This is a genomic window from Yersinia nurmii, assembly GCF_001112925.1.
Classification (GTDB): domain Bacteria; phylum Pseudomonadota; class Gammaproteobacteria; order Enterobacterales; family Enterobacteriaceae; genus Yersinia; species Yersinia nurmii.
Genome location: NZ_CPYD01000001.1, coordinates 438,118 through 459,627, shown reverse-complemented (window position 1 = coordinate 459,627; position 21,510 = coordinate 438,118). Strand labels below are relative to the sequence as shown.

The following is a 21,510-nucleotide window of genomic DNA, read 5'->3' as shown; positions in this document are numbered from 1 at the left end:
AGACTTTTTGTTTATGTTAGTCAAAAACCGCGTGCTGCTGGCGCTGGTGATATTGCTGATTTTGGCAGGTGCCGGGCTTCCTTTTCTCAGCCACGCGCCGAATCGGTTGATTTCAGGGCAGGGTATCGCCTTCTTGTCTTTATTACATGGGCCTGCGGGGTTAGTACTGTTGCCTGTTATCGCTTTGATTGCCCTTTCTTTTGTTTCCCCTCAGCCTTGGATTTACGCGGCCATTGTCCTGATGGCGGAGTTGCTGCTTTTCGGTTTGGTCTGGTTGGCGGGATTTACTGCCTTTCAGCTTTCCGGTAGCGAAGAAAGTTTGGTTCGCACTTCGCTGAGCGGCGCTTTCTGGCTCATGGCCGGATTAACCTTTCTGATTGCCGTCGATAGCCTTTCTAGGGCAATGTCCAGTCCGCTGTGGCGTATGTTAGCCAGCGTGCAGGTACTCGCCCCTGTGATTATTCTGTTGTTTATCGGTCAGTTGGATCAGCTATCGCTGATGAAGGAATATGCCAACCGACAGGACGTCTTCGCTGACGCCTTCTGGCAGCACCTCGGAATTTTGCTGGCGACGGTTATTCCTACCGTTTTGCTGGGAATCCCGCTTGGGATGCTGTGCTTTCGTTCTTATCGCCTGAAAACCGCTATTTTTTCTGTGCTCAATATCATCCAGACGGTGCCTTCTATTGCGTTATTTGGTTTGTTGATCGCGCCGTTGGCGGGGTTAGCCGCAGCTTGGCCGTGGCTAGCAGAGCTGGGGGTGAGTGGGATCGGTCTGGCTCCAGCAATTATAGCGTTGGTACTTTACGCCTTGCTGCCGTTGGTTCGCAGCGTGGTCGCCGGATTGGAAAGCATACCGGATAGCGTGATGGAATCGGCGAGGGGAATGGGGATGACCGGCAGCCAACTGTTTGTTCGGGTACAGATCCCGCTGGCGTTGCCGTTGATTCTATCGGGCATTCGCATTGTGGCAGTGCAAACCGTTGGATTAGCGGTGGTTGCAGCCTTGATTGGTGCCGGTGGATTAGGCGCTATCGTGTTTCAGGGCTTGTTAAGCAGCGCATTGGATTTGGTGTTGTTGGGGGTTATACCGGTGATAGTGATGGCCATCGTTGTTGATTCACTGTTTAAATTTATGGTTTCTTTTCTGGATGTTACCCGCCGATGATTCATTTTTATCAGGTTAGTAAATATTTTGCCGGCAAACTGGCGGTAGATAATCTCTCACTGGATATTGCCAAAGGGGAGTTTACCGTTTTGATCGGCACTTCTGGATCGGGTAAGTCCACGACGTTAAAAATGATTAACCGGCTGATCGAGCACGATGAAGGGCAAATTCATTTTGCCGGTGAAGAAATTCAAAAATTCAAACCCGAAGATTTGCGCCGCCGGATGGGCTATGCGATTCAATCTATCGGCCTGTTTCCGCATTGGACGGTAGAGCAAAATATCGGCACCGTTCCGCAACTGCTTAAATGGCCGCGTGAGAAAATCCGCCAGCGGGTCACGGAGTTATTGAATCTATTACAACTGGATGCGGATCAGTTCCGCCACCGTTATCCCCATGAGCTTTCGGGTGGGCAACAGCAGCGGGTTGGGGTTGCCAGAGCGCTGGCTGCCGACCCGGAAGTGCTGTTGATGGATGAACCTTTCGGCGCGCTGGATCCGGTGACTCGCTCAGCGCTGCAGTTTGAAATTGCCCGCATACACCAAATGTCAGGCCGAACCATAGTGCTGGTAACCCATGATATTGACGAAGCCTTGAATCTGGCCGATCGCATTGTGCTATTGGATCAGGGGAAAGTGGTGCAGCAAGGCACGCCAATTCAAATGTTGACGCAGCCGGCTAACGATTTTGTGCGTGATTTCTTTGGCCGGAGCGATTTGGGGATCAAACTGTTGGCACTTGGTTGGGCGGCGCAGCGTATGAGGGTTGGGGAACGCGTGGCGGGAGAGCCGATTTTAGCGTCAACCAGCCTGCGGGAAGCGCTTTCGCTGTTTGTCTCACGTAAAGCCGATAGATTGCAGGTGATCGACGAATTATCACAGCCTCTCGGCGTGCTCTATTTTTCCGATCTGATCGCCAGTCAGGAGCAACCATGACTTCATCTCTTTGCCGTAGGTTATGGCGTAGCGTTACCGATCCATTGAGCTGGGCAATTTTACTGCTGTTGGGATTGGTATTTGGCATGACATCGCTGCATGGCCTATTTGCGGCCTGGTTCCCCGATCTCGATCGTCCTATTTATTTGCAGGATACGTTCTGGTCGTTATTGGAAGCTCACGTGTTGCTGGTGTTAATTTCCAGCCTGATCGCGGTGTTTTTTGGCGTTGCGACAGGCATTGCCGTTACGCGTCCGGCAGGGAAGGAATTTCGTTCGGTAGTTGAAACGGTGGTGGCGATTGGGCAAACCTTCCCGCCGGTGGCTGTGCTGGCTATCGCGGTGCCGGTGATGGGGTTTAGTGAGAAACCGGCAATTATTGCATTGGTACTCTATGGGTTGCTGCCGATTCTGCAAGGCACGTTGACGGGGCTGGAATCCGTATCTCAGGCCACCCGTGAAGTCGCTCAAGGCGTAGGGATGAGTGCCAGACAGATTTTATGGCGCGTAGAATTGCCGCTCGCCGCTCCGGTTATTGTCGCGGGAATTCGCACATCGGTGATCATCAATATTGGGACTGCCGCAATTGCTTCTACGGTAGGGACCAAAACCTTAGGTTCTCCAATCATTATCGGTTTAAGTGGTTTTAATACTGCTTATGTTATTCAGGGCGCTTTGATTGTAGCGCTGTTAGCTATCATTACCGATATGTTGTTTGAACGCTGGACGCGAAAACTCGCGGCCTGGCGCGAGTTACAATTGATATCTCCGTCGAATAACCCGTAATTCACGCTTTTTATCCTCAGCGATATTCTGGAGCCTTTGGTGATCTTCTGGCCTATTTACTGAGTGCATTAAAGTGGCGTCTAGCCATTCTGGCCGTGTTTACGCGGGCATTTAATTGCTTAGGGTGTGCATCAGGTGCCGGATAGCTTGGGATGGAAAGAAGATCTATTGGCACAGTGGCGGCATCCGTATTGCCGCTAGTTTGCTCGGTAAATATATCTGGTGGTTATTAACCTTAATTAGACAGGGAATTAAAGTGGCAATAACTGCTCCAGCGGCGTTAGCAGCGTATTGCTGGAAATTTTTTACGTCACTTCTTTATCTAAATATTTGCTGATTAACGAGATGGGGATGTTCGCGGCTAGACAGGGTTTAGTGAGTTTATAACATAAATAAAAATAATTAATTAACGGCATTAATTTACTTATTTATTCACTGTGGTCGGGGCAAGAAAAAACGCGCCTCATAACTCAATAACCTCTAAAGTCAGGGGTGACTCAAATCTGATTTATATCAATTCGATTGATTATAATTAATTTCTAATATGTCTATTCATACAGCACCGTTTAATTCCCTATAAAAATATAGTTATCTCCTGTGATTAAATTATTTGAAGATAACTGTAAATTCATGTGTTTACAAATGTATACAAAAGCATACAAACTTCTTTTTTACATATTACGATTCTTGTTGTATCTGATCTTATTGATTCCGATCGTATCGAAGTCATGTTTTATTAATCAATGAATTAGCTTATTTATAAAATTGAATCGGTTAATTTATTGTTGTCAAAATGTTTTTTATTTGTTTATTATTGGTATTTATTTATTTATTTCAATGTGTTGTGGTTATTTCATTTTTTTGGCTATTGTCTTTTTTTTATTAAGGTTTTTTTGCGATTTCGAAAATTTACGGATTTTCCACCTGCCTAATTGGTTGTTGTGTCATGTTTTTTTGATCAGGATTAAAATTTTTCTAGATTATTTATTTTCTTTCTTTATAAATTTTATCGTCTATCTTTAAATACGCATGCGGTTATTACTCATTATTTCATCCCATTCCTGGGGGTTTGTAAGGATTACCTATGTCTACAGATGATCAAAAGGTGGGCCTAATTCCTGTCACCTTGATGGTAGCAGGCAATATAATGGGCTCTGGCGTTTTTCTTTTACCTGCTAACTTAGCCTCAACCGGCGGGATAGCTATTTGGGGATGGTTGGTAACTATTATTGGTGCACTAGCACTTTCTATGGTTTACGCAAAGATGTCATCCATAGATGATAGCCCCGGTGGTTCTTATGCCTATGCACGTCGCGCATTTGGGCCATTTTTAGGGTATCAGACCAACGTACTTTATTGGTTGGCCTGCTGGATTGGGAATATTGCCATGGTGGTAATTGGGGTAGGTTACCTCAGTTATTTCTTCCCAATTTTAAAAGAACCTATGGTATTAACCATCACTTGCGTAGTGTTCCTGTGGATATTTGTTGGGCTGAATATTGTCGGTCCTAAAATGATTACGCGGGTTCAGGCTGTCGCCACCTCACTGGCATTAATCCCGATAGTCGGGGTTGCGCTGTTTGGCTGGTTCTGGTTCAAAGGCGAGACCTACATGGAGGCATGGAACGTCAGCGGACTAGGGACTTTCAGCGCGATTCAAAGCACTTTAAACGTGACTTTGTGGTCATTTATTGGGGTTGAAACCGCCTCTGTAGCCGCTGGGGTAGTTAAAAATCCTAAACGCAACGTACCTATTGCTACCGTCGGCGGCGTATTGATCGCAGCGGTATGTTACGTCCTGTCCAGTACCGCCATTATGGGGATGATCCCGAACGCCGCGCTGCGCGTTTCTGCCTCGCCTTTCGGTGATGCGGCTCGTTTAGCGTTGGGTGATACCGCGGGTGCCGTGGTTTCCCTGTGTGCTGCAGCCGGTTGTTTAGGTTCACTGGGGGGCTGGACGCTGGTAGCGGGTCAAACAGCCAAAGCTGCAGCGGATGACGGTCTGTTTCCACCGATTTTCGGTAAGGTCAATAAAGCCGGTACGCCGGTAGCCGGGTTGCTTATTCTTGGCGTATTAATGACTATCTTCCAAATCAGCAGCATTTCGCCAAACGCGGCGAAAGAATTTGGTCTGGTCTCTTCAGTTTCGGTCATATTCACTTTGGTGCCTTATATCTATACCTGTGCGGCCTTGCTACTACTGGGTCACGGGCATTTGGGCAAACAGATCAATACCTATATCGCCATTACCATGGTTGCGTTTGTTTACTGTATTTGGGCTGTGGTGGGCTCCGGTGCAAAAGAAGTGATGTGGTCATTTGTGGTACTCATGGTTATCACTGCACTTTATACATTTAACTATAACCGTACCCACAAAAACCCGTTCCCGTTGGATGCTCCATTGGATAAAAGCAATTAATTCATCACCCCGCGCCGAAAGGGGCGGGGAAACATGAATCTGATGTTTTAGTCTTATAACAAGGACAACTACGATGATTGATTTAAGTAGTCACAAAAAACGCAACGTTTTGGTGGTGGACAGTAATATTCTCGAAGCCAATACCGCGAATGGACGAGCCGTTAACGAACTGATTGAAGCCCTGAGAGACATTAATTTCAATGTTATCGCCGCCGCGACCTTTGAAGACGGTATTGCTACGGTCGCTTCAGACTCTTCTTTGTGTTGTATTTTTGTCGATTGGACATCCGGTGGCAACGACGATGCTTCCCACAGCCAGGCTTCCGCGCTACTAAAAGAAATTCGCCGCCGCAATAAGGATGTGCCGGTATTACTGATGGCAGAGCATTCTTGTATTGATAGCCTTAGCCTGGAAACCATGCGTTTGGTGAATGAATTTGTCTGGATGCATGAAGATACCGCTGAATTTATTGCCGCTCGCGCCCATGCGCTGATCGTAAAATATTATGAACAGTTGCTGCCGCCGTTTACCAAAGCACTTTTCCAATATACCGAAGATAACCCGGAATACTCCTGGGCCGCTCCCGGCCATCAGGGCGGGGTTGCATTCAGTAAAACGGCAGTAGGCCGCGAGTTCCTCGATTTCTTCGGTGAAAATCTGTTCCGTACCGATACCGGTATCGAACGTGAATCATTGGGTTCGCTGCTGGATCACAGCGGTCCAATCAAAGATTCAGAAGCTTACGCCGCCCGCGTTTTCGGGGCGCATATGAGCTATTCCATGCTGAACGGGACCTCCGGTTCTAACCGCGCGATTATGGCGGCGGTAGTCGGAGAGAAAGAAGTTGCTCTGTGTGACCGTAACTGTCACAAATCCATTGAGCAAGGATTGGTCATGACCGGCGCGCTGCCGGTGTTCTTTATTCCTACCCGTAACCGCTACGGCATTATCGGGCCGATTCCTAAGTCTCAATTCAAGTCGGAGTCTATCCAGCAGAAAATTGAGCAAAATCCATTGAAATCACAGGTTAACAGTACAAAGCCGGTCTATGCCGTAGTCACTAACTGTACCTATGACGGTATGTGCTACAACGCTAAACAGGCGCAGGATCTGTTGGCGGAAAGCGTTGATCAGATTCACTTTGATGAAGCCTGGTATGCTTATGCCCGCTTCAATCCAATGTATCGGGATCGCTATGCAATGCGCGGTAATCCGGCGGATCACGATCCCGATGGTCCAACGGTCTTTGCGACCCAATCAACCCATAAACTGTTGGCAGCGTTGTCTCAGGCTTCTTATATCCACGTGCGTAACGGTAAGAAACCGATTGAGCATTCTCGTTTTAACGAGTCCTACATGCTGCAATCGACCACTTCTCCGCTGTACGCCATTATTGCCGCGAACGAAGTTGGCGCAGCCATGATGGACGGCGAGCAAGGGCACGCTCTGACGCAGGAAGTGATTAACGAAGCGGTCGATTTTCGTCTGGCGCTGGCTAGAGCCCATGATACTTTCGCTAAGCAAGGGGAATGGTTCTTCAAGCCGTGGAACGCACCGGAAATTACCGATACGAAAACGGGTAAGAAAGTGCCGTTTGCGCAGGCCTCTCGCGAGCAGCTGGCAACAGATCCATCTTGTTGGGTATTGAAACCGGGTGAAAACTGGCACGGCTTCGATCAATTGGAAGACGATTGGTGCATGTTGGACCCAATTAAAGCCGGCATTATGGTGCCGGGCATGGGTGACGACGGCAAAATGCTGGACAAAGGGATTCCAGCGGCGGTGGTAACGGCCTACCTCGGTGAGAAAGGGATTGTACCTTCTCGTACCACCGATTTTATGGTGCTGTGCCTGTTCTCCGTCGGCGTAACTAAAGGGAAATGGGGGACCTTGATCAACGTATTGCTGGAATTCAAACAGCACTACGATGACAACACGCCTATTGCCCTGTGTCTGCCGGAACTGGCGAAAAACTACCCGCAGCAATATGGCAAAATGGGGCTGAAAGACCTGTGTGACGACATGTTCGCCCACATGAAAACCAGCGAAATGGATAAATTGCAATCTGAAGCTTTCAGCAATTTACCAAAACCGGTTACTTTGCCGCGTAAAGCATTCCAGGATCATATGGCAGGCCGGTGTGAATTACTGCCGATTGATAAACTGGCGGGTCGTATTTCAGCGGTTGGGGTTATTCCTTACCCACCGGGCATCCCTATTATCATGCCGGGGGAAAGCTTTGGTTCTAACGATGAGCCTTGGCTGCGCTATATCCAGAGCATCGCGGAATGGGGTGAAAAATTCCCAGGTTTCGAGAAGATTCTGGAAGGCTCCGAGCAGAAAGACGGTAAGTACTATATTTGGGTACTGAATAAATAATATTTGGGTACTGAATAAGTCATTACCGGTAGTCAAACCGCAGAGAGAATTCTCTTTGCGGTATTAAAGGGTAAAGAGCGAAGGATCTGCACTTTGCCCTTTTGGCGTTTAAACGGTCTGACAAAGTTAAGGAATATTGATGATTGGCAGGGCGTTCTAATCTGAATAAAGGCAATACGGATGTCATTAAGGAACTGAAGGAGTAACGAAGGGATGAGCTGTGTGTACGCTGTGCCCCTTCCGCTCGCAGGTGGTTGATGGGGTTAGGGGCTAACAGTCTGTTTACAGCAGCGATGCCATGATGAATTGAGTGATTAAGGCTGCTTTTGACCGGCATTCGACATCCCTGCCGGTGCGATGTCACCTAGCGGAGAGTGTACTGTTTCGGTTTCCTGCGGCGTGGTTGAACGGGTATACATGTTCAGACCCGCTAGGAATACGCCGCCCAGAGAACTCATAGCCATCACCGCAAACAAGGCGATCAGTAATTTCTTCTGCATAGTTATATTTTCACTTTTTATCGAAACAGCAGGAATTATAGACGGTTCCCTTAGCGAAACAAGGGGGCCGCTTTTAACGCTTACCAATTAAAAACTTGCCTAATGTTACCAATACTACCGCCGAGACAATAATCGCCAGTGCCAGCCACTCGGTCAGAGACAGACTCTCGCCGGCAAATCCGATGCCCAACAATACTGCCACCACCGGGTTAACGTAGGCATAGCTGGTCGCCACCGCCGGAGGGACATTTTTCAGCAGGAACATATACGCGCTAATGGCCAGCATTGAACCGAATACAATCAGGTACATCAAAGCCAGAATTCCGCTGAGGGTTGGCGGTTGCGTCAGTTTTTCTTCGCTTAAGGTTGAACCCAGCAGTAATACTACGCCAGCAACTAACATTTGAGCAGCGCCAGACATCGCGCCCGCAGGTAATGCCAGTCTGGAACTCCAGATCGAACCAAAGGCCCAGCTCGCCGAAGCCACTAAAATCATCAGCGCGCCGGTAGGATTTCCCAGCAAATTGCTGCCAGTATTTAGCAAAATGATACCAACCAGTCCCAGCGCAATGCCGGCCCACTCCAGTTTGGTATTCTTCATGCCCCACAGCAGACTAAAACACAGGGTAAACAGCGGAACGGTGGCGGCCATAACCGCCGCGATACCAGAAGGAACGTGCTGATGTTCAGCAAGAGTCACCAGCCCATTACCAATGGCTAATAGCAAAATCCCGATGGCGCTGGCCGCCAGCCATTGGCGTGGGGTAGGTAACTTATGGCCACGAATAGCCAGAAAACTGAACAGAATAATCCCCGCCACCAGATAACGAATTCCGGCCATCATCAACGGAGGCCAGCTTTCTACGCCAATACGAATCACCAGATAGGTCGATCCCCAAACGAAATACAGCGTGAAAAGCGCGCCAATTAACGGCCACGGGTTACGGCTAGTTTGTTTTAGCATGATTATTCAACAGGTAAGGGTGGGAAAGTATGGTTTAGTAAACATGATCTGGCTGATGATAAGCAAAGGATTAAATACTTTTTTTCCCATATTATCTGCGGGGATAAACGCCCCGCAATCACTAGGCTTTTATCTATCGTATTTATGGTGCTACCAAACGCCTAACGGTAGCGGGTTACTTAAAACGCTGGATGTTATGGCACCTTCTATCGATAAAAGCACAGATTGGCCTTATCCTACGCGGGATCGCTTTGGCATTTGGCTAATACCTTTATTGAGTTAGGCGGATAAAGCGTTGGGCCAACCTCGTTATCAGCATTGGATTACTATGGGCCGTTTTAGCCAACCGACAGGAACATCTGTAGCTAAGGTGCGTGGGGCGGTGAACGGGGCTTTACGAGATAACGGGCCGCTACTGACTCCCGAGACGCGTTAATTTTCTGTATGAATGAAATTGAAATATAAAAAAGCCGGGAATACATCCCGGCGAACGACCTGAAAAATACTTCATATAAAATGAGGATAATGCTTTACAGAAAAATTAGAATTGATAAACCAAACCGACGGCAACGATATCGTCATTATTCAGCTTCAGTTTGTTGTCGTTGCTCAACTGATTAATTTTATAATCAACGTAAGTAGACATATTTTTATTGAAGAAGTAATAAGCGCCTACATCAATATATTTAACCAAATCGACATCGCCCAGACCTTCAATATCTTTACCTTTTGATTGAACATAGGCAAGAGAAGGTTTCAGACCGAAATCGAACTGATATTGAGCCACTAATTCAATATTTTGTGCTTTATTTGCAAAGCCGCTCACCGATGTTGATGTGTTATTAATGCTGGCCGTGCCGGAAATTGGCGTCATATTACGGGTTTCGGCATAGGTTGCAGCCAGATAAACGCCGTTATCATCATATTTCAGACCCGTGGCGAAGGCTTCAGCTTTATCGCCTTTACCGAATGCGCCAGCCTTCTGAGCGGTTGTACGGTTGGAAGAGGTATAAGCAGCGCCGATGCTAACGCCAGAACCAATTTCATAGCTGGATGCCAGACCAAAGCCGTCGCCGTTTTGTTTCGAAGTCCCGCGGGAAGTATCGTCGTTTTTGCCCTGATATTGCAGGCTAAATTTCAGACCGTCCACCAGACCGAAGAAATCGCTGTTACGATAAGTGGCAACGCCATTGGTGCGGCCAGTCATAAAGTTATCGGTTTTTACATAGCTGTCGCCACCAAATTCCGGCAGCATATCGGTCCACGCGCCGATATCGTATAACACGCCGTAGTTACGACCATAGTCGAAAGAGCCTAATCCGGCGTAGCGCAAACCGGCAAAACCTAAACGGGTTTTGGTATCGGCGGTGCCCTCGCTTTCCGCGTGGTTTACCGCAACATGATATTCCCACTGACCGTAACCGGACAGTTTGTCATTAATTTTGGTGACGCCTTTAAAGCCAAAACGAACGTAAGATTTATCTCCATCATTATTTTTACTATCAGAAAAATAATGTAGACCTTTTACTTTTCCGTATAAGTCGAGTTTATTACCGTCTTTATTATAAATTTCCGCTGCGTGGGAAGTTGTAGCAATTAAAAGTGCCGGTATTAACATTGCCAGAATATTAATTTTCATGTTTTTGCCCTGTTTTCTTCATTGAAAGATGCCAATCATCAAAGTTTTTGCTGTATTCAATATCTGTCTGAACTTTCTCAGCGCAGAATTTTTACCGCAACTGTGTGATGTATTTATGACAAAGTGAATTTAAGGATGAGATAAGCAAAAATAGTGGATGATTAGCGGTGAAGACGCTGAATTATTCTACGCATTCGTGGTCTCGAATAGGCTGACGTGAGCGGCACACTGTGGGACAATAAGGTCACATTCAGTTTAGATAAGATATGCATGGCGTTATCCCCCACAGTAAAAGATCAAATCAGCCAGTGGTATAAGGCTCTTGGGCAACAGATTCCGGACTTTGTTTCTCGTGCTCCGCAACGTCAAATGATTGCAGAAGTGGCGAAAACGCTGGCTGGTGATGCCGGTCGACATTTGGCTATCGAAGCCCCAACCGGCGTGGGGAAGACCTTGTCGTATCTGATTCCCGGTATTGCGATTGGCCGTTCGGAAGCCAAGCCGCTGGTGGTAAGCACTGCTAACGTGGCGTTGCAGGATCAGATTTACAGCAAGGATTTGCCGTTGCTGAAAAAGATCATTCCTGATTTGAAATTTACCGGCGCATTTGGGCGCGGACGCTATGTTTGCCCGCGAAATCTGGCCGCCATGAGTACCGATGTCTCTGGACAGGGTGATTTATCACTGTTCTTGGGCGATGAACTGGCGCCAGCCAACGGCGAGGAACAGGCAACCTGCGTGGGGCTGTCTAAAGCGTTGAGTCGCCAGGTTTGGGATGGGCTGCGCGATCATCATCAACAATCTATCAGCGATTCTCTGTGGGGCAAGCTCAGCACTGATAAAGCCAACTGCTTAGGGCGTAACTGCCATTATTTTCGTGAATGTCCCTTCTATATTGCGCGTAAAGAGATCGAAACCGCGGATGTGGTGGTAGCCAACCATGCATTGGTCATGGCGGCGCTGGAAACCGAATCGGTATTACCGAATCCAAAAGAATTATTATTGGTACTAGATGAGGGGCATCATCTTCCCGATGTGGCGCGGGATGCGTTGGAAATCGAAGGTGAGATTACCGCCGTCTTTGCCAATATGCAGTTGGATATGATTACCCGCCTGGTGGATCAGTGCATGGTGCAATATCGGCCGAAAAACCCGCCTAAACTGGCTAATTCGGAACGGTTAAAAGATCACTGTGAGCAGATGCGGGAGCTGATTCTGCAAGTGGAACAGCAGGTTAGCCAATTGCTTCCTACGGATACTATTCAGGCGACTTATCGTTTTGAAATGGGCATCCTGCCGGAAAGCCTGACAGAAAACTGCGCTAAATTATTTAAGTTAACGGATGCACTACGTGGTTTAGCCGAGTTTGTTCTCAATGATTTAACCGAACAAACTGGTAAGCACGATATCGTGCGGCTGCATCGGGCGATTTTACAGATGAGCCGTACTTTCGGTTATCTGGAGGCAATGACCAAACTGTGGCGTCTGGCCGCAATGGATAAAGCTTCAAATGCGCCTATTTCTAAATGGGTTACACGGGAATATCGCGAGAATCAGACCCACCTGTCCTTCCACTGTGTGGGGATTCGCGTTAGCGATCAGTTAGATAAAATGCTGTGGCGTAAAGTCCCCCATGTCATTGTAACGTCGGCTACGCTGCGTTCCCTCAACAGTTTTGCTCGCCTACAGGAACTCTCCGGTTTGAGCGAAAAGGCCGGCGATCGTTTTGTGGCGCTTTCCTCCCCGTTTAACCACGTTGAGCAGGGAAAGCTGGTTATTCCCAAAATGCGTTTCGAACCGACAATGGCGAACGAAGCGGAGCATTTGGCTGAAATGGCGCAGTATTTCCGAGCTGAACAGGCCAGTGGTCATCATAAAGGCATGCTGATTTTGTTCAGCAGCCATCGGGCGATGCAAACCTTTCTGAGCCACGTCACCGATCTGCGTTTAATACTGCTGGTTCAAGGAGACCAGCCGCGCTACCGGTTGGTTGAAGAGCATCGTAAACGGGTGAAAAAAGGAACGCCCAGCGTGCTAATTGGTTTGCAATCCTTTGCGGAAGGCTTGGATCTGAAAGGGGAGTTACTGACGCAGGTGCATATCCACAAGATTGCATTTCCGCCGATTGATAGCCCGGTGATTTTGACGGAAGGAGAATGGCTGAAATCATTAAAACGCTATCCGTTTGAAGTGCAAAGTTTACCTAGCGCTTCGTTTAACCTGATTCAGCAGGTGGGGCGTTTGATCCGCAGCAATGAGTGCCATGGCGAAATTATAATTTATGATCGCCGTTTACTGACCAAAGGCTACGGCTCACGCTTGTTGGCGGCGTTGCCGGTTTTCCCTATCGAACAGCCGGAGATGCCAGAGGTGTTAGCGACGCCTGTTGCGGTAAAAAAAACGTCGGTTAAAGCAGCGAGCACGCGAAAAAAAGCCTCCAAACGTCGCCGCACGGACGTTACGCTGGGCAGCTAACGGCGCAGTCAAAAATGCGCGAATGGCAGTGAGCAATTCACTGCCATTTCTATTTGTGGCTAGGCGTTTCAAACGGCTTCACGCAATTCTCTTTCATCTCAAAAAAATCCGTGGCTAAGATTAAATTAGCCGCAGGTCAGTCAACTCTTATTTGCTAACTCATAATCGTTAAGTCTGGGTGTACCTCCGGCAGTGGCGTAGTTCAGTTTCCAGCCCATTTTATGGGTCTATCTGGCGTCAGAGGTAAGCAGCATGAAACAGGTTATGGCAGAGTTTATTGGTACTTTCTGGTTAGTTTTGGGCGGCTGCGGCAGTGCGGTGTTGGCGGCTATGTTTCCAGTAGCGGGAATCGGTTTTCTGGGCGTGGCATTGGCGTTTGGTTTAACCGTCGTCACTATGGCTTATGCTTTGGGCCACGTCTCCGGCGCGCATTTTAATCCGGCGGTATCGCTGGGGCTCTGGGTGGGCGGACGATTTTCCGGCGCGCAGTTGCTCCCCTATATTATTGCGCAGGTTTTGGGGGGGTTAGCCGGTGCTACGGTATTGTATCTTATCGCCAGTGGTAAGGCGGGATTTGACGTTACCGCAGGCTTTGCCAGTAATGGCTACGGTGTGCGTTCTCCGGGGGGCTACAGTCTGCAATCGGTGTTGATTGCAGAAGTGATTCTGACAATGGGGTTTGTGATGGTGATTATGGGCGCGACGGATTCCCGTTCACCCGCCGTCGCAGCGCCTTTAGCCATAGGTTTATGTTTAACCTTAATCCATTTGATCTGTATTCCGGTGGATAATACTTCGGTTAATCCAGCTCGCAGTACTGGCGTGGCCATTTTTGCCGGTGGAATTGCCTTACAGCAGCTTTGGGTATTCTGGTTAGCGCCGTTGATCGGCGGAGCTTTAGGTGGCGGTCTCTACCGCGCGTTGTTTAGCCCTACGTCGTCGAAGACCTAATGTTATTCATCCGCTCCCTGCGACGCCGGTTGGGCTGCGGGGGGCGTTTTCCTACGCAGCCAGTGGCAAAGTCTTCGACGTTTTACCGCTTATCTAACCCCTAGGCCCCATGATTAAGACCTGACAGTAAAATGGCCAGCGTGCTAATCAGCAATAGTAGACCGATGATATCCAATCTCTTCTGGCTGGTATCAAGATGCGATTCGCGTACGTTGCTCCGACAGCAGGCAACGCTCGGTAAAATCAGCGGTAAATTGAGTAAAAATACCCAACGCCAGCCTAAGGTGCTAACCCGTATTCTGCCCGCCACCGCCCCAATCACCAATCCCAGTCCGTTTACGACCAGCGACGTGCCTATCGCTCGTCCGTGCTTTTTTGGGAAAAGCGGCGGCAATCAGGCTGACTGTTACCGTATAAAGCACAGCTAGGCTGCTTCCTGGGATAAGCGAAAGAGATTCAGCAGCCAAATACTATCTACCAGGCTGCGCCGGGTGATGATAAGCCAAATAGCGTTATCCCTCGATAAAGTGCCCGATGGCGGCAGAAGCGACCCGCCAGCCGCCCGGTGGTATTGACGAGAATAAAGTCGATACAGTCAAAAAACTGGCCAGACTGATTACCGTCAGCATGCGACTTATTATCGACGGGGCAGAGGCCAACCCATCCGAAGTGAGCGCTGAGGTCATAAGGATCAGCCGGTAAGCAGGAATCTTCATTGTGTCGTGGCGAGTTGCGTGAATCGGTTGTGGCATTTTTTATTCTATAGCGGAATTAAATTCTCCAATGGGGTATCAATCAGTACAGCTTTATTTAAGATGGTTGATATTCATTGGGCTTCGATCTTCGATAAGGAGAAAGTGATGATTTCCGGCGATCGTTTGCACGGCATACGAGCTTTTGTCCAAGCGGCGCAGGCTGGCAGTTTTAGCCGTGCAGCAGAACAGCTTGGTTTATCCCGCTCGGCGGTGGGTAAAGCAGTGGCGCGGCTGGAATCCCGCCTATCGGTGCGTTTGTTTCAGCGCACCACTCGTAGCCTTTCTCTGACCGACGAAGGGCAGATTTTCTATGAGGATTGCGTAAAAGCGCTGGATGCGCTGGATGCCGCAGAGATTCAGTTGGCGGCGCGAGCCGTGGCTCCCAGCGGGCGCTTGCGCGTGTCATTGCCGATATTGTTTGGCCAGCAGTGGGTGATGCCGCCGTTGCTCGAATTAGCCGACAGCTTTCCCGCGCTACAGTTGGAAATTTTGTTTTCCAATCGCCTGGTGGATTTTGCGGAAGAAGGCGTCGATCTGGCTGTGCGTATTGGGCATATCGGTGATGCAGCTGGGTTGGCGGCGCGAAAGCTGGGAGAGCAACAGTGGGTACTGTGCGCCAGTGCTGATTACTTAGCCACCTACGGTCATCCCACTTCCATTGCGGATTTAGCGCATCATCGCACGATTAGTTTGTTACGAAATGGTCGCAGTCAAACGTGGCGTTTGGTGAATGACGCAGGTAAAACCGAATCTATAACGCCAGCCAGTCGTTTACGATTGGATAATATGGCGGCGGTAGCCACGGCTGCGGAAGCGGGGCACGGTATCGCGCTACTGCCGCGTTGGCTCGTCAACGCTGCACTGCAAAGTGGTCGATTGATGGAAACCTTGCCAGGCAATACTGGCATCAGTTTACCGATTAATATTGTCTGGCTAAATGGGCAGGTGATGCCCGCGCGGATTCGGGCGGCGATTGATAGGCTGGTGGAGGCATTTACACCACAGGCCCCCTGGGAGTCAGTGAGCCGGTTTTAGCCAAATCAAACCTGAGTTATGCTAAACAAAATAGCGAGAGGAAGCCTTTGTTGATGGATTACCGCAAAATTATCAAAGAAGTAGGACGTGGCAAAAATCACGCCCGCGATTTGGATCAGCAGACAGCCTGCGAGCTATATCAACGAATGCTGGCGGGGCAGGTGCCTGAACTGGAGTTGGGGGGCATTCTGATTGCTTTCCGTATCAAAGGGGAATCGGAGGCGGAAATCCTCGGTTTTTATCAGGCTCTGCAGCAGCGAGTGATGGCGCTAGAGGCCCCTGAAGGTCGGCCAATGCCGGTGGTGATCCCAAGCTATAACGGCGCGCGGAAACAGGCTAATTTGACGCCGCTTCTGGCGTTGCTGCTGTCGCGTCTAGGGCTGCCGGTGGTGGTACACGGTGTGAGCGAAGATAGCACTCGCGTGACCAGCGCCGAGATTTTTCAGGCGCTAGGTATGCCTTGGTCTGAGACGAAAGAAGATGCTCAGGCTCGGTTAAATAACGGCCAGCCGGTCTTTATTCCGGCATCGGTATTTTCCCCAGAGTTAGATAGTCAGCTACAAATGCGCTGGCGTATGGGGGTGCGTAATAGCAGCCATACCTTGGCAAAACTGGCGACGCCGTTTCTGCATCAGCGAGCGCTGCGTTTGGCCAGCGTTTCACATCCAGAATATTTGCAAAAGGTCGGTGGATTCTTTCAGGCAATTGGTGCTCCGGCGTTGCTGCTACAGGGAACTGAGGGGGAAGTTTACGCTAATCCGCTGCGCTGCCCGCCGCTCCACGCGATCGTTGGCGGAGAGCAAAGAGTCTTGTTGGAGCGTGCGGAAGAAAGTGACGTGCCCGATCTACCTGCATCCAAAGATGCGACAGAAACTGCGCGCTGGATTGAACGCTGTTTGGCTGGCGAAGTGCCGGTTCCGTTATCGATCCTGAAGCAGTTAGCCTGCTGTCAGGTTATTGCCGGGCAGGCAATATCGGTAGAGCAGGCATTGCAGCAATTTGCCGCTAAATAACCCGGTTTTCATAGAATAAACTACGTGGTTTCCGCCAGTTTTAGCCCTGATTGGCTTCCCACTGGCATCAGGTCTGCGAGAGTTTTTAGCGTGATAACCCTATCAATTATGCAAGGAATCCTATGCAACAGGCTTTGCGTTATTTCAACGCGTTGAATCAAGATTATCTGGCAGTGCATCAGGCCAAAGAAGACCTGTTTTGGCAGAATTATATGGGGTTGGGGGATGCCGGCGTTGGGACGCAGTTCTCAGCGGCGGAAACAGCATACAAAAGGTTTATTGCGGAAACTCGCCGTTTAAAAGAGCTGCGTGAACTGATTACGACATTAGAAGCCCAGCCCAAAACGCCGGAAAATCAAGGTTTGCTTCATGGGCTGCGGGGCTGGTATCGCTTTTTTGACTGTAACGCCATTGAAGATCCTCAGGCGCAGGCTTTGCTAGATGAAATCATTGCCTTCGAGTCCGATCTTTATCAGCGGCGCAAAACTCACCTGCCAATGCATTTTAATGCTAAAGGTGAAAAAGTAGCGGCTTCTCTGGGCGAGTTGCTGACCAATCAGGCCACTAATGAACATGAAGCTTTTCGACAAAGTTCTCAGCAGGCGTTGCGCGAAGTAGAGCAATGGTTATTGCACAATGGATTGCCTGAGTTGATTATCTTGCGTAACCGATTTGCTCGCCAAATGGGGTATCGCAACTATTTTGACTATAAAGTTAATAAAACCGAACAAATGACGCCGGAACAACTGTTTGCCATTCTGGATATTTTTGAACAGCAAACTCGTGAAGCTAACCGGCGTAGCCTGCAACAACTGGAGGAAAAACATGGAGAGTCTGCATTAGAACCCTGGAATATCCGTTTTGCCAGCGCTGGAGACGTCACCCGTCAGCTCGATCCTTATTTTCCTTTTGCCGAATCATTAGATCGTTGGATCAACAGTTTTAAACGCCTGCACATTGGTTTTCGCGGCGCGGAGATGAATCTGGATTTACTGGTTCGCGCTGGAAAATATGAAAATGGTTTTATGCATGGTCCGGTGCCGCCATTTGTTCAGCAGGGTAAATGGATACCGGCGCGGATCAATTTTACCAGTCTGGCGAAACCCGATCAGGTGGGAAGTGGAGCTTCAGGCTTGAATACGCTGTTCCATGAAGGCGGCCATGCGGCGCATTTTGCTAATATTGTGCAAAATGCCCCTTGTTTCTCGCAGGAATTTCCACCGACCTCAATGGCTTATGCCGAAACTCAGTCGATGTTCTGCGATAGCCTGCTGGACGATGCGGATTGGTTAAAACGTTACGCCAAAAATGCTGCCGGTGAACCGCTGCCAGATGAATTAATTCACGCCAATATTGAATCTCGCCAGCCTATGCGCGCATTTAATGAACGTCATATTTTACTGGTGCCTTACTTTGAGTGGGCTTTGTATCAATGGGATGACGTGCAGCTAACGCCGCAGGCAATGACCCAACTGGCGCGAGATATTGAGCAAAAAATTCTGGGTGTTAACGGTAGTCCAAGGCCAACGCTGGCGATTCCTCATTTATTATCGATGGAATCAGCCTGCTCCTATCAGGGTTATCTATTGGCGTTGATGGCGGTAGAGCAAACTCGCGCTTTCTTCCTGCAACGTGACGGCTATTTAACTGATAACCCAGCAATTGGCTCGGATCTGGCGGAACATTACTGGCGTCCCGGTAATAGCGTTAGCCATGATGAAACCTTACGGAGTTTGACTGGCGAAGGATTTAATCCCGTTTATCTGGCGGCGGCCTGCAATCAAACGGTTGAGCAAGCGTGGGCTGCGGCACAGGATGCTATTGCCAGCGCCGCGCAGCGACCACAGCCAGCGGCTGATTTTGATCTGAATGTCAGTATCCGAGTGGTCGATGGTGAACGTTTGCTGGCTGATAATCAGCATGGAGACGAAGCGATGTGTCGTGCTTTCGCTAATGCTATTAATGCTATTTAATCAATAGGATGGAACGAAAAATGCCCATCAGGGGTGCTGATGGGCATTTTCGAACTGCTCAGGAATATCAGTTATAAATCACTGCGGTGCCGTGCATCAGGTTGTTACCGGTTGCAGAAGTCATGGTGAAGGCTTTAGCGCCGGCAGCATCAGCTTTTTCAGCTAACTGTGCTTTCAGGCTGCTCAGGTCAGTTGCGCCGCTAACGGAGATTACGCCCGCTTTCTGGTATTGAGCCGCGTCCTGGCTATTAACGTGCTCAGCGGCAACGCTGGCAAATGAAAGGGTAGTTAGAGCGATAACTGCAACAAAGTTTTTGATGTTTTTCATGATATAATCCTATCCGGTTTCGTTAGAGTGAAAGGGCGTTCCCTTTCGATAGAAGCTATGTTACGCCTCTGTGATATTTATGAAACCAGATAGAATTGAGAATCTAATTCAATTTTTATGAATAACATCTAACGTGCAACGACACCCTGAGGACGCAGCATATCAAAGCGCTGTTCTTCGGTGATGCCATAATAAGCACTCGGCCCGCCTCCGCGCAGAATAGGCTGCGCCGCCGTGGTCAGATAGGTGCCGTTACTGTCTAGCAATTGACGATTAATATGCACCGCAATCACTTCCCCTAGTACCAGCCAACTATTGGTATTGCCGCCGTCGGCAGCCTTTAACTGAATACATTGTGTGAGTTTACACTCAAAGTTCACCGGACTTTCCGCGACGCGATCTACGGCGACCAGCCTACCCGGTTGAGGCGTTAAACCGGCAAACTGGAATTCATCCTGCTCCCGAGACAGCGGGGCGGAACTGTTATTCATCGCCTCCGCTAACGGGCGGGTGGCCAGATTCCAGACGAACTCGCCGGTTTCCACAATATTAGCCACGCTGTCTTTCCAACCGTTGCTGGAAAAACCGATGATAGGTGGCGTATAGCTAAAGCAGTTAAAAAAGCTGTAAGGGGCTAGGTTACGCTGGCCTTTGGCGCTAACAGAGGAAATCCAGCCGATAGGCCGTGGGCCGATAATGGCGTTTAATGGGTCGTGGGGCAGGCCATGACCGCTGGCGGGTTCATAATAGTAATTGTCTTCGGTACTCATAACATCCCTACATAAGGTTTATCATAAGGAGTCAGCTTAGCGGCTAAACGGAATTTCGCGCACTCTCGCTGGAAAATTAACAGGTTATTGGCGGCCTGCTTTGTCACTCGCCCGTTTTAAGGCGATTTATGCTATCTTACGCGCCAGAAAATGCCTATCAGAGACTCAAAACGATGGAAAACAAAAAAATCTTTCCCAAAGAAAAAAGCGGATTACATCCCCGAAATCGCCATCGTTCCCGCTACGATTTTGATGCGCTTTCAGCCAGTTGCCCTGAATTAAGCGTATTTTTGGCGCCTAACGCTTACGGTGATATTTCTGTGGATTTTGCCGATCCTGCGGCGGTAAAAATGTTAAACCGAGCGCTGTTAAAACATTTCTACGGTATTGAATTCTGGGATATTCCGGCGGATTATCTGTGCCCGCCGATACCTGGGCGTGCAGATTATCTGCACCATTTGGCCGATTTGCTGGCTAGCTGCAATGGCGGCGTGATTCCTCGAGGGAAAAGCGTGGCGGTATTAGATGTCGGCGTGGGTGCCAACTGCATTTATCCGATTATCGGTCAGCGTGAGTACGGCTGGCGCTTTACAGGTACAGAAATCGATCCGCATGCGCTAAGCGCGGCGAAAATGGTGGTATCGATGAACCCGACCTTGAGAAATACGCTACGTCTGAAATTGCAAAAACAGCCTGAAGCTATCTTCGACGGCGTTTGGGCCGTTAACGAACGCTATGACGTCACCCTGTGTAACCCTCCGTTCCACGGTTCTGCGGAAGAAGCCGCGGCTACAACTCGTCGTAAATTACACAAATTGGGCAAAGGTGAAGTGGCGGCTAAGCCGGTGCAGAACTTTGGCGGCAAGAATAGTGAACTGTGGTGCGACGGCGGTGAAGAAGGCTTTGTTACTCGCATGGTGCAAGAAAGCGTTCCGAGGGGCAATCATTGCCTGTGGTTCACTTCATTGGTATCGAAAAAAACCAGCCTGCCAGCGATTTATCACGCTTTACGCTACGCGAAGGCGGTAGAGGTTCGCACTATCGATATGGCGCAAGGGCAGAAAGTCAGCCGTTTTGTGGCCTGGACATTCCAGACTGAAGAGCAACAGGCTGCCTGGGTGGCTGAACGCTGGTAACGTAGCGTGCTATTCGGTTGAATAGGATTGGTTGAAAGTATTGATTAAAGTCCTTGAATGAACCCTTAGCCCGGCGGCAACGGTGGTGTTATCTGCTGAATGTTGTCGGGCCATATTTTATTTCTGCTGTATCCCCACTTTTTGTTCCACTTATCGGCTTTCCTAGCCATTTTATCAAAAATAATCACAGTTTTTATCCGGTTACTGTGTCGAGCAGTTAACACTATCCTTACTTTGTTCTACGCTTAAAGGATAAATACCCGACGGGCAATATAGCCTGCTAA

Annotated in this window: 18 protein-coding genes; 12 read left to right on the top strand and 6 right to left on the bottom strand. The window is 49.0% G+C overall.

The annotated features are described in order from the left end of the window. Positions 1-13 precede the first annotated feature (13 nt). The 5 genes from AD970_RS02020 to AD970_RS02000 all read left to right on the top strand — a co-directional run bounded on the left by AD970_RS02020 (position 14) and on the right by AD970_RS02000 (position 7,687). Complete coding sequence (locus tag AD970_RS02020) at positions 14-1,168, top strand: ABC transporter permease (RefSeq protein WP_049596656.1); 1,155 nt, start codon at positions 14-16, stop codon at positions 1,166-1,168. Further along, entirely contained in the window at positions 1,165-2,103 is a 939-nt protein-coding gene (locus AD970_RS02015) for an ABC transporter ATP-binding protein (RefSeq protein ID WP_049596655.1), read from the top strand. The genes AD970_RS02020 and AD970_RS02015 overlap by 4 nt, the downstream gene beginning before the upstream one ends. Further along, positions 2,100-2,888, top strand: a complete 789-nt coding sequence (locus AD970_RS02010) for an ABC transporter permease (RefSeq protein WP_049596654.1) — start codon at positions 2,100-2,102, stop codon at positions 2,886-2,888. The genes AD970_RS02015 and AD970_RS02010 overlap by 4 nt, the downstream gene beginning before the upstream one ends. Before the next feature lie 1,084 nt (positions 2,889-3,972). Then, positions 3,973-5,307 (top strand): arginine/agmatine antiporter, encoded by a 1,335-nt coding sequence (gene adiC / locus AD970_RS02005; RefSeq protein ID WP_049596653.1) that lies wholly within the window; start codon positions 3,973-3,975, stop codon positions 5,305-5,307. Positions 5,308-5,380: 73 nt separating this feature from the next. Next, complete coding sequence (locus AD970_RS02000) at positions 5,381-7,687, top strand: Orn/Lys/Arg family decarboxylase (protein ID WP_049596652.1); 2,307 nt, start codon at positions 5,381-5,383, stop codon at positions 7,685-7,687. 314 nt (positions 7,688-8,001) lie between these two features. Here AD970_RS02000 and AD970_RS01995 read toward each other — a convergent pair whose 3' ends face one another. From AD970_RS01995 to ompC, 3 genes are all read right to left on the bottom strand, one after another. Beyond that, on the bottom strand, positions 8,002-8,187 hold the full coding sequence (locus tag AD970_RS01995; RefSeq protein ID WP_049596651.1) for a hypothetical protein: 186 nt from the start codon (positions 8,185-8,187) through the stop codon (positions 8,002-8,004). A 73-nt stretch (positions 8,188-8,260) separates the two neighbouring features. Beyond that, positions 8,261-9,151, bottom strand: coding sequence for a drug/metabolite exporter YedA (gene yedA / locus AD970_RS01990; RefSeq protein ID WP_049596650.1), 891 nt, complete (start codon positions 9,149-9,151; stop codon positions 8,261-8,263). 541 nt (positions 9,152-9,692) lie between these two features. After that, positions 9,693-10,790 carry a porin OmpC gene (gene ompC / locus AD970_RS01985; protein ID WP_049596649.1) on the bottom strand — a complete coding sequence of 366 codons (1,098 nt, stop codon included), beginning with the start codon at positions 10,788-10,790 and terminating at the stop codon, positions 9,693-9,695. A gap of 270 nt (positions 10,791-11,060) precedes the next feature. Between ompC and dinG the strand changes: the two genes are divergently transcribed. The 3 genes from dinG (at position 11,061) to AD970_RS19505 (ending at position 14,644) form a co-directional block, all read left to right on the top strand. Continuing rightward, positions 11,061-13,265 (top strand): ATP-dependent DNA helicase DinG, encoded by a 2,205-nt coding sequence (gene dinG / locus AD970_RS01980; RefSeq protein WP_049596648.1) that lies wholly within the window; start codon positions 11,061-11,063, stop codon positions 13,263-13,265. Between the two features lie 231 nt (positions 13,266-13,496). Continuing rightward, complete coding sequence (aqpZ, locus tag AD970_RS01975) at positions 13,497-14,216, top strand: aquaporin Z (RefSeq protein ID WP_268872132.1); 720 nt, start codon at positions 13,497-13,499, stop codon at positions 14,214-14,216. Positions 14,217-14,380: 164 nt separating this feature from the next. After that, a complete protein-coding gene (locus AD970_RS19505) occupies positions 14,381-14,644 on the top strand; it encodes a hypothetical protein (protein WP_157045418.1) in 264 nt (87 codons plus the stop codon). Positions 14,645-14,728: 84 nt separating this feature from the next. Here AD970_RS19505 and AD970_RS19500 read toward each other — a convergent pair whose 3' ends face one another. Then, positions 14,729-14,968: a hypothetical protein gene (locus tag AD970_RS19500; RefSeq protein WP_157045417.1), complete on the bottom strand. Its 240-nt coding sequence runs from the start codon at positions 14,966-14,968 to the stop codon at positions 14,729-14,731. Between the two features lie 63 nt (positions 14,969-15,031). On the opposite strand from AD970_RS19500, the gene AD970_RS01965 reads away from it, so the two are divergent. From AD970_RS01965 to AD970_RS01955, 3 genes are all read left to right on the top strand, one after another. Continuing rightward, on the top strand, positions 15,032-16,006 hold the full coding sequence (locus AD970_RS01965; protein WP_235786888.1) for a LysR family transcriptional regulator: 975 nt from the start codon (positions 15,032-15,034) through the stop codon (positions 16,004-16,006). 53 nt (positions 16,007-16,059) lie between these two features. Beyond that, a complete protein-coding gene (ybiB, locus tag AD970_RS01960; RefSeq protein ID WP_049596644.1) occupies positions 16,060-17,019 on the top strand; it encodes a DNA-binding protein YbiB in 960 nt (319 codons plus the stop codon). Between the two features lie 122 nt (positions 17,020-17,141). Further along, positions 17,142-18,992 (top strand): M3 family metallopeptidase, encoded by a 1,851-nt coding sequence (locus tag AD970_RS01955; RefSeq protein ID WP_049596643.1) that lies wholly within the window; start codon positions 17,142-17,144, stop codon positions 18,990-18,992. Positions 18,993-19,059: 67 nt separating this feature from the next. Here AD970_RS01955 and bhsA read toward each other — a convergent pair whose 3' ends face one another. Both bhsA and AD970_RS01945 read right to left on the bottom strand, forming a co-directional pair. Beyond that, positions 19,060-19,320, bottom strand: coding sequence for a multiple stress resistance protein BhsA (gene bhsA, locus AD970_RS01950; RefSeq protein WP_049596642.1), 261 nt, complete (start codon positions 19,318-19,320; stop codon positions 19,060-19,062). 128 nt (positions 19,321-19,448) lie between these two features. Continuing rightward, the gene (locus AD970_RS01945; protein WP_049596641.1) at positions 19,449-20,090 is read right to left on the bottom strand and encodes a flavin reductase family protein; all 642 of its coding nucleotides are present in this window, start codon (positions 20,088-20,090) and stop codon (positions 19,449-19,451) included. A gap of 173 nt (positions 20,091-20,263) precedes the next feature. Between AD970_RS01945 and rlmF the strand changes: the two genes are divergently transcribed. Then, positions 20,264-21,226: a 23S rRNA (adenine(1618)-N(6))-methyltransferase RlmF gene (gene rlmF, locus AD970_RS01940; RefSeq protein ID WP_167337477.1), complete on the top strand. Its 963-nt coding sequence runs from the start codon at positions 20,264-20,266 to the stop codon at positions 21,224-21,226. The last annotated feature ends 284 nt before the right edge of the window (positions 21,227-21,510 follow it).

Bases quoted from the DNA above. Each gene is read 5' to 3' on its own strand.
- AD970_RS02020 (WP_049596656.1), top strand. From the start codon at position 14: ATGTTAGTCAAAAACCGCGTGCTGCTGGCGCTGGTGATATTGCTGATT.
- AD970_RS02015 (WP_049596655.1), top strand. From the start codon at position 1,165: ATGATTCATTTTTATCAGGTTAGTAAATATTTTGCCGGCAAACTGGCG.
- AD970_RS02010 (WP_049596654.1), top strand. From the start codon at position 2,100: ATGACTTCATCTCTTTGCCGTAGGTTATGGCGTAGCGTTACCGATCCA.
- adiC (WP_049596653.1), top strand. From the start codon at position 3,973: ATGTCTACAGATGATCAAAAGGTGGGCCTAATTCCTGTCACCTTGATG.
- AD970_RS02000 (WP_049596652.1), top strand. From the start codon at position 5,381: ATGATTGATTTAAGTAGTCACAAAAAACGCAACGTTTTGGTGGTGGAC.
- AD970_RS01995 (WP_049596651.1), bottom strand. From the start codon at position 8,187: ATGCAGAAGAAATTACTGATCGCCTTGTTTGCGGTGATGGCTATGAGT.
- yedA (WP_049596650.1), bottom strand. From the start codon at position 9,151: ATGCTAAAACAAACTAGCCGTAACCCGTGGCCGTTAATTGGCGCGCTT.
- ompC (WP_049596649.1), bottom strand. From the start codon at position 10,790: ATGAAAATTAATATTCTGGCAATGTTAATACCGGCACTTTTAATTGCT.
- dinG (WP_049596648.1), top strand. From the start codon at position 11,061: ATGGCGTTATCCCCCACAGTAAAAGATCAAATCAGCCAGTGGTATAAG.
- AD970_RS19505 (WP_157045418.1), top strand. From the start codon at position 14,381: ATGATATCCAATCTCTTCTGGCTGGTATCAAGATGCGATTCGCGTACG.
- AD970_RS19500 (WP_157045417.1), bottom strand. From the start codon at position 14,968: ATGCCACAACCGATTCACGCAACTCGCCACGACACAATGAAGATTCCT.
- AD970_RS01965 (WP_235786888.1), top strand. From the start codon at position 15,032: ATGGTTGATATTCATTGGGCTTCGATCTTCGATAAGGAGAAAGTGATG.
- ybiB (WP_049596644.1), top strand. From the start codon at position 16,060: ATGGATTACCGCAAAATTATCAAAGAAGTAGGACGTGGCAAAAATCAC.
- AD970_RS01955 (WP_049596643.1), top strand. From the start codon at position 17,142: ATGCAACAGGCTTTGCGTTATTTCAACGCGTTGAATCAAGATTATCTG.
- bhsA (WP_049596642.1), bottom strand. From the start codon at position 19,320: ATGAAAAACATCAAAAACTTTGTTGCAGTTATCGCTCTAACTACCCTT.
- AD970_RS01945 (WP_049596641.1), bottom strand. From the start codon at position 20,090: ATGAGTACCGAAGACAATTACTATTATGAACCCGCCAGCGGTCATGGC.
- rlmF (WP_167337477.1), top strand. From the start codon at position 20,264: ATGGAAAACAAAAAAATCTTTCCCAAAGAAAAAAGCGGATTACATCCC.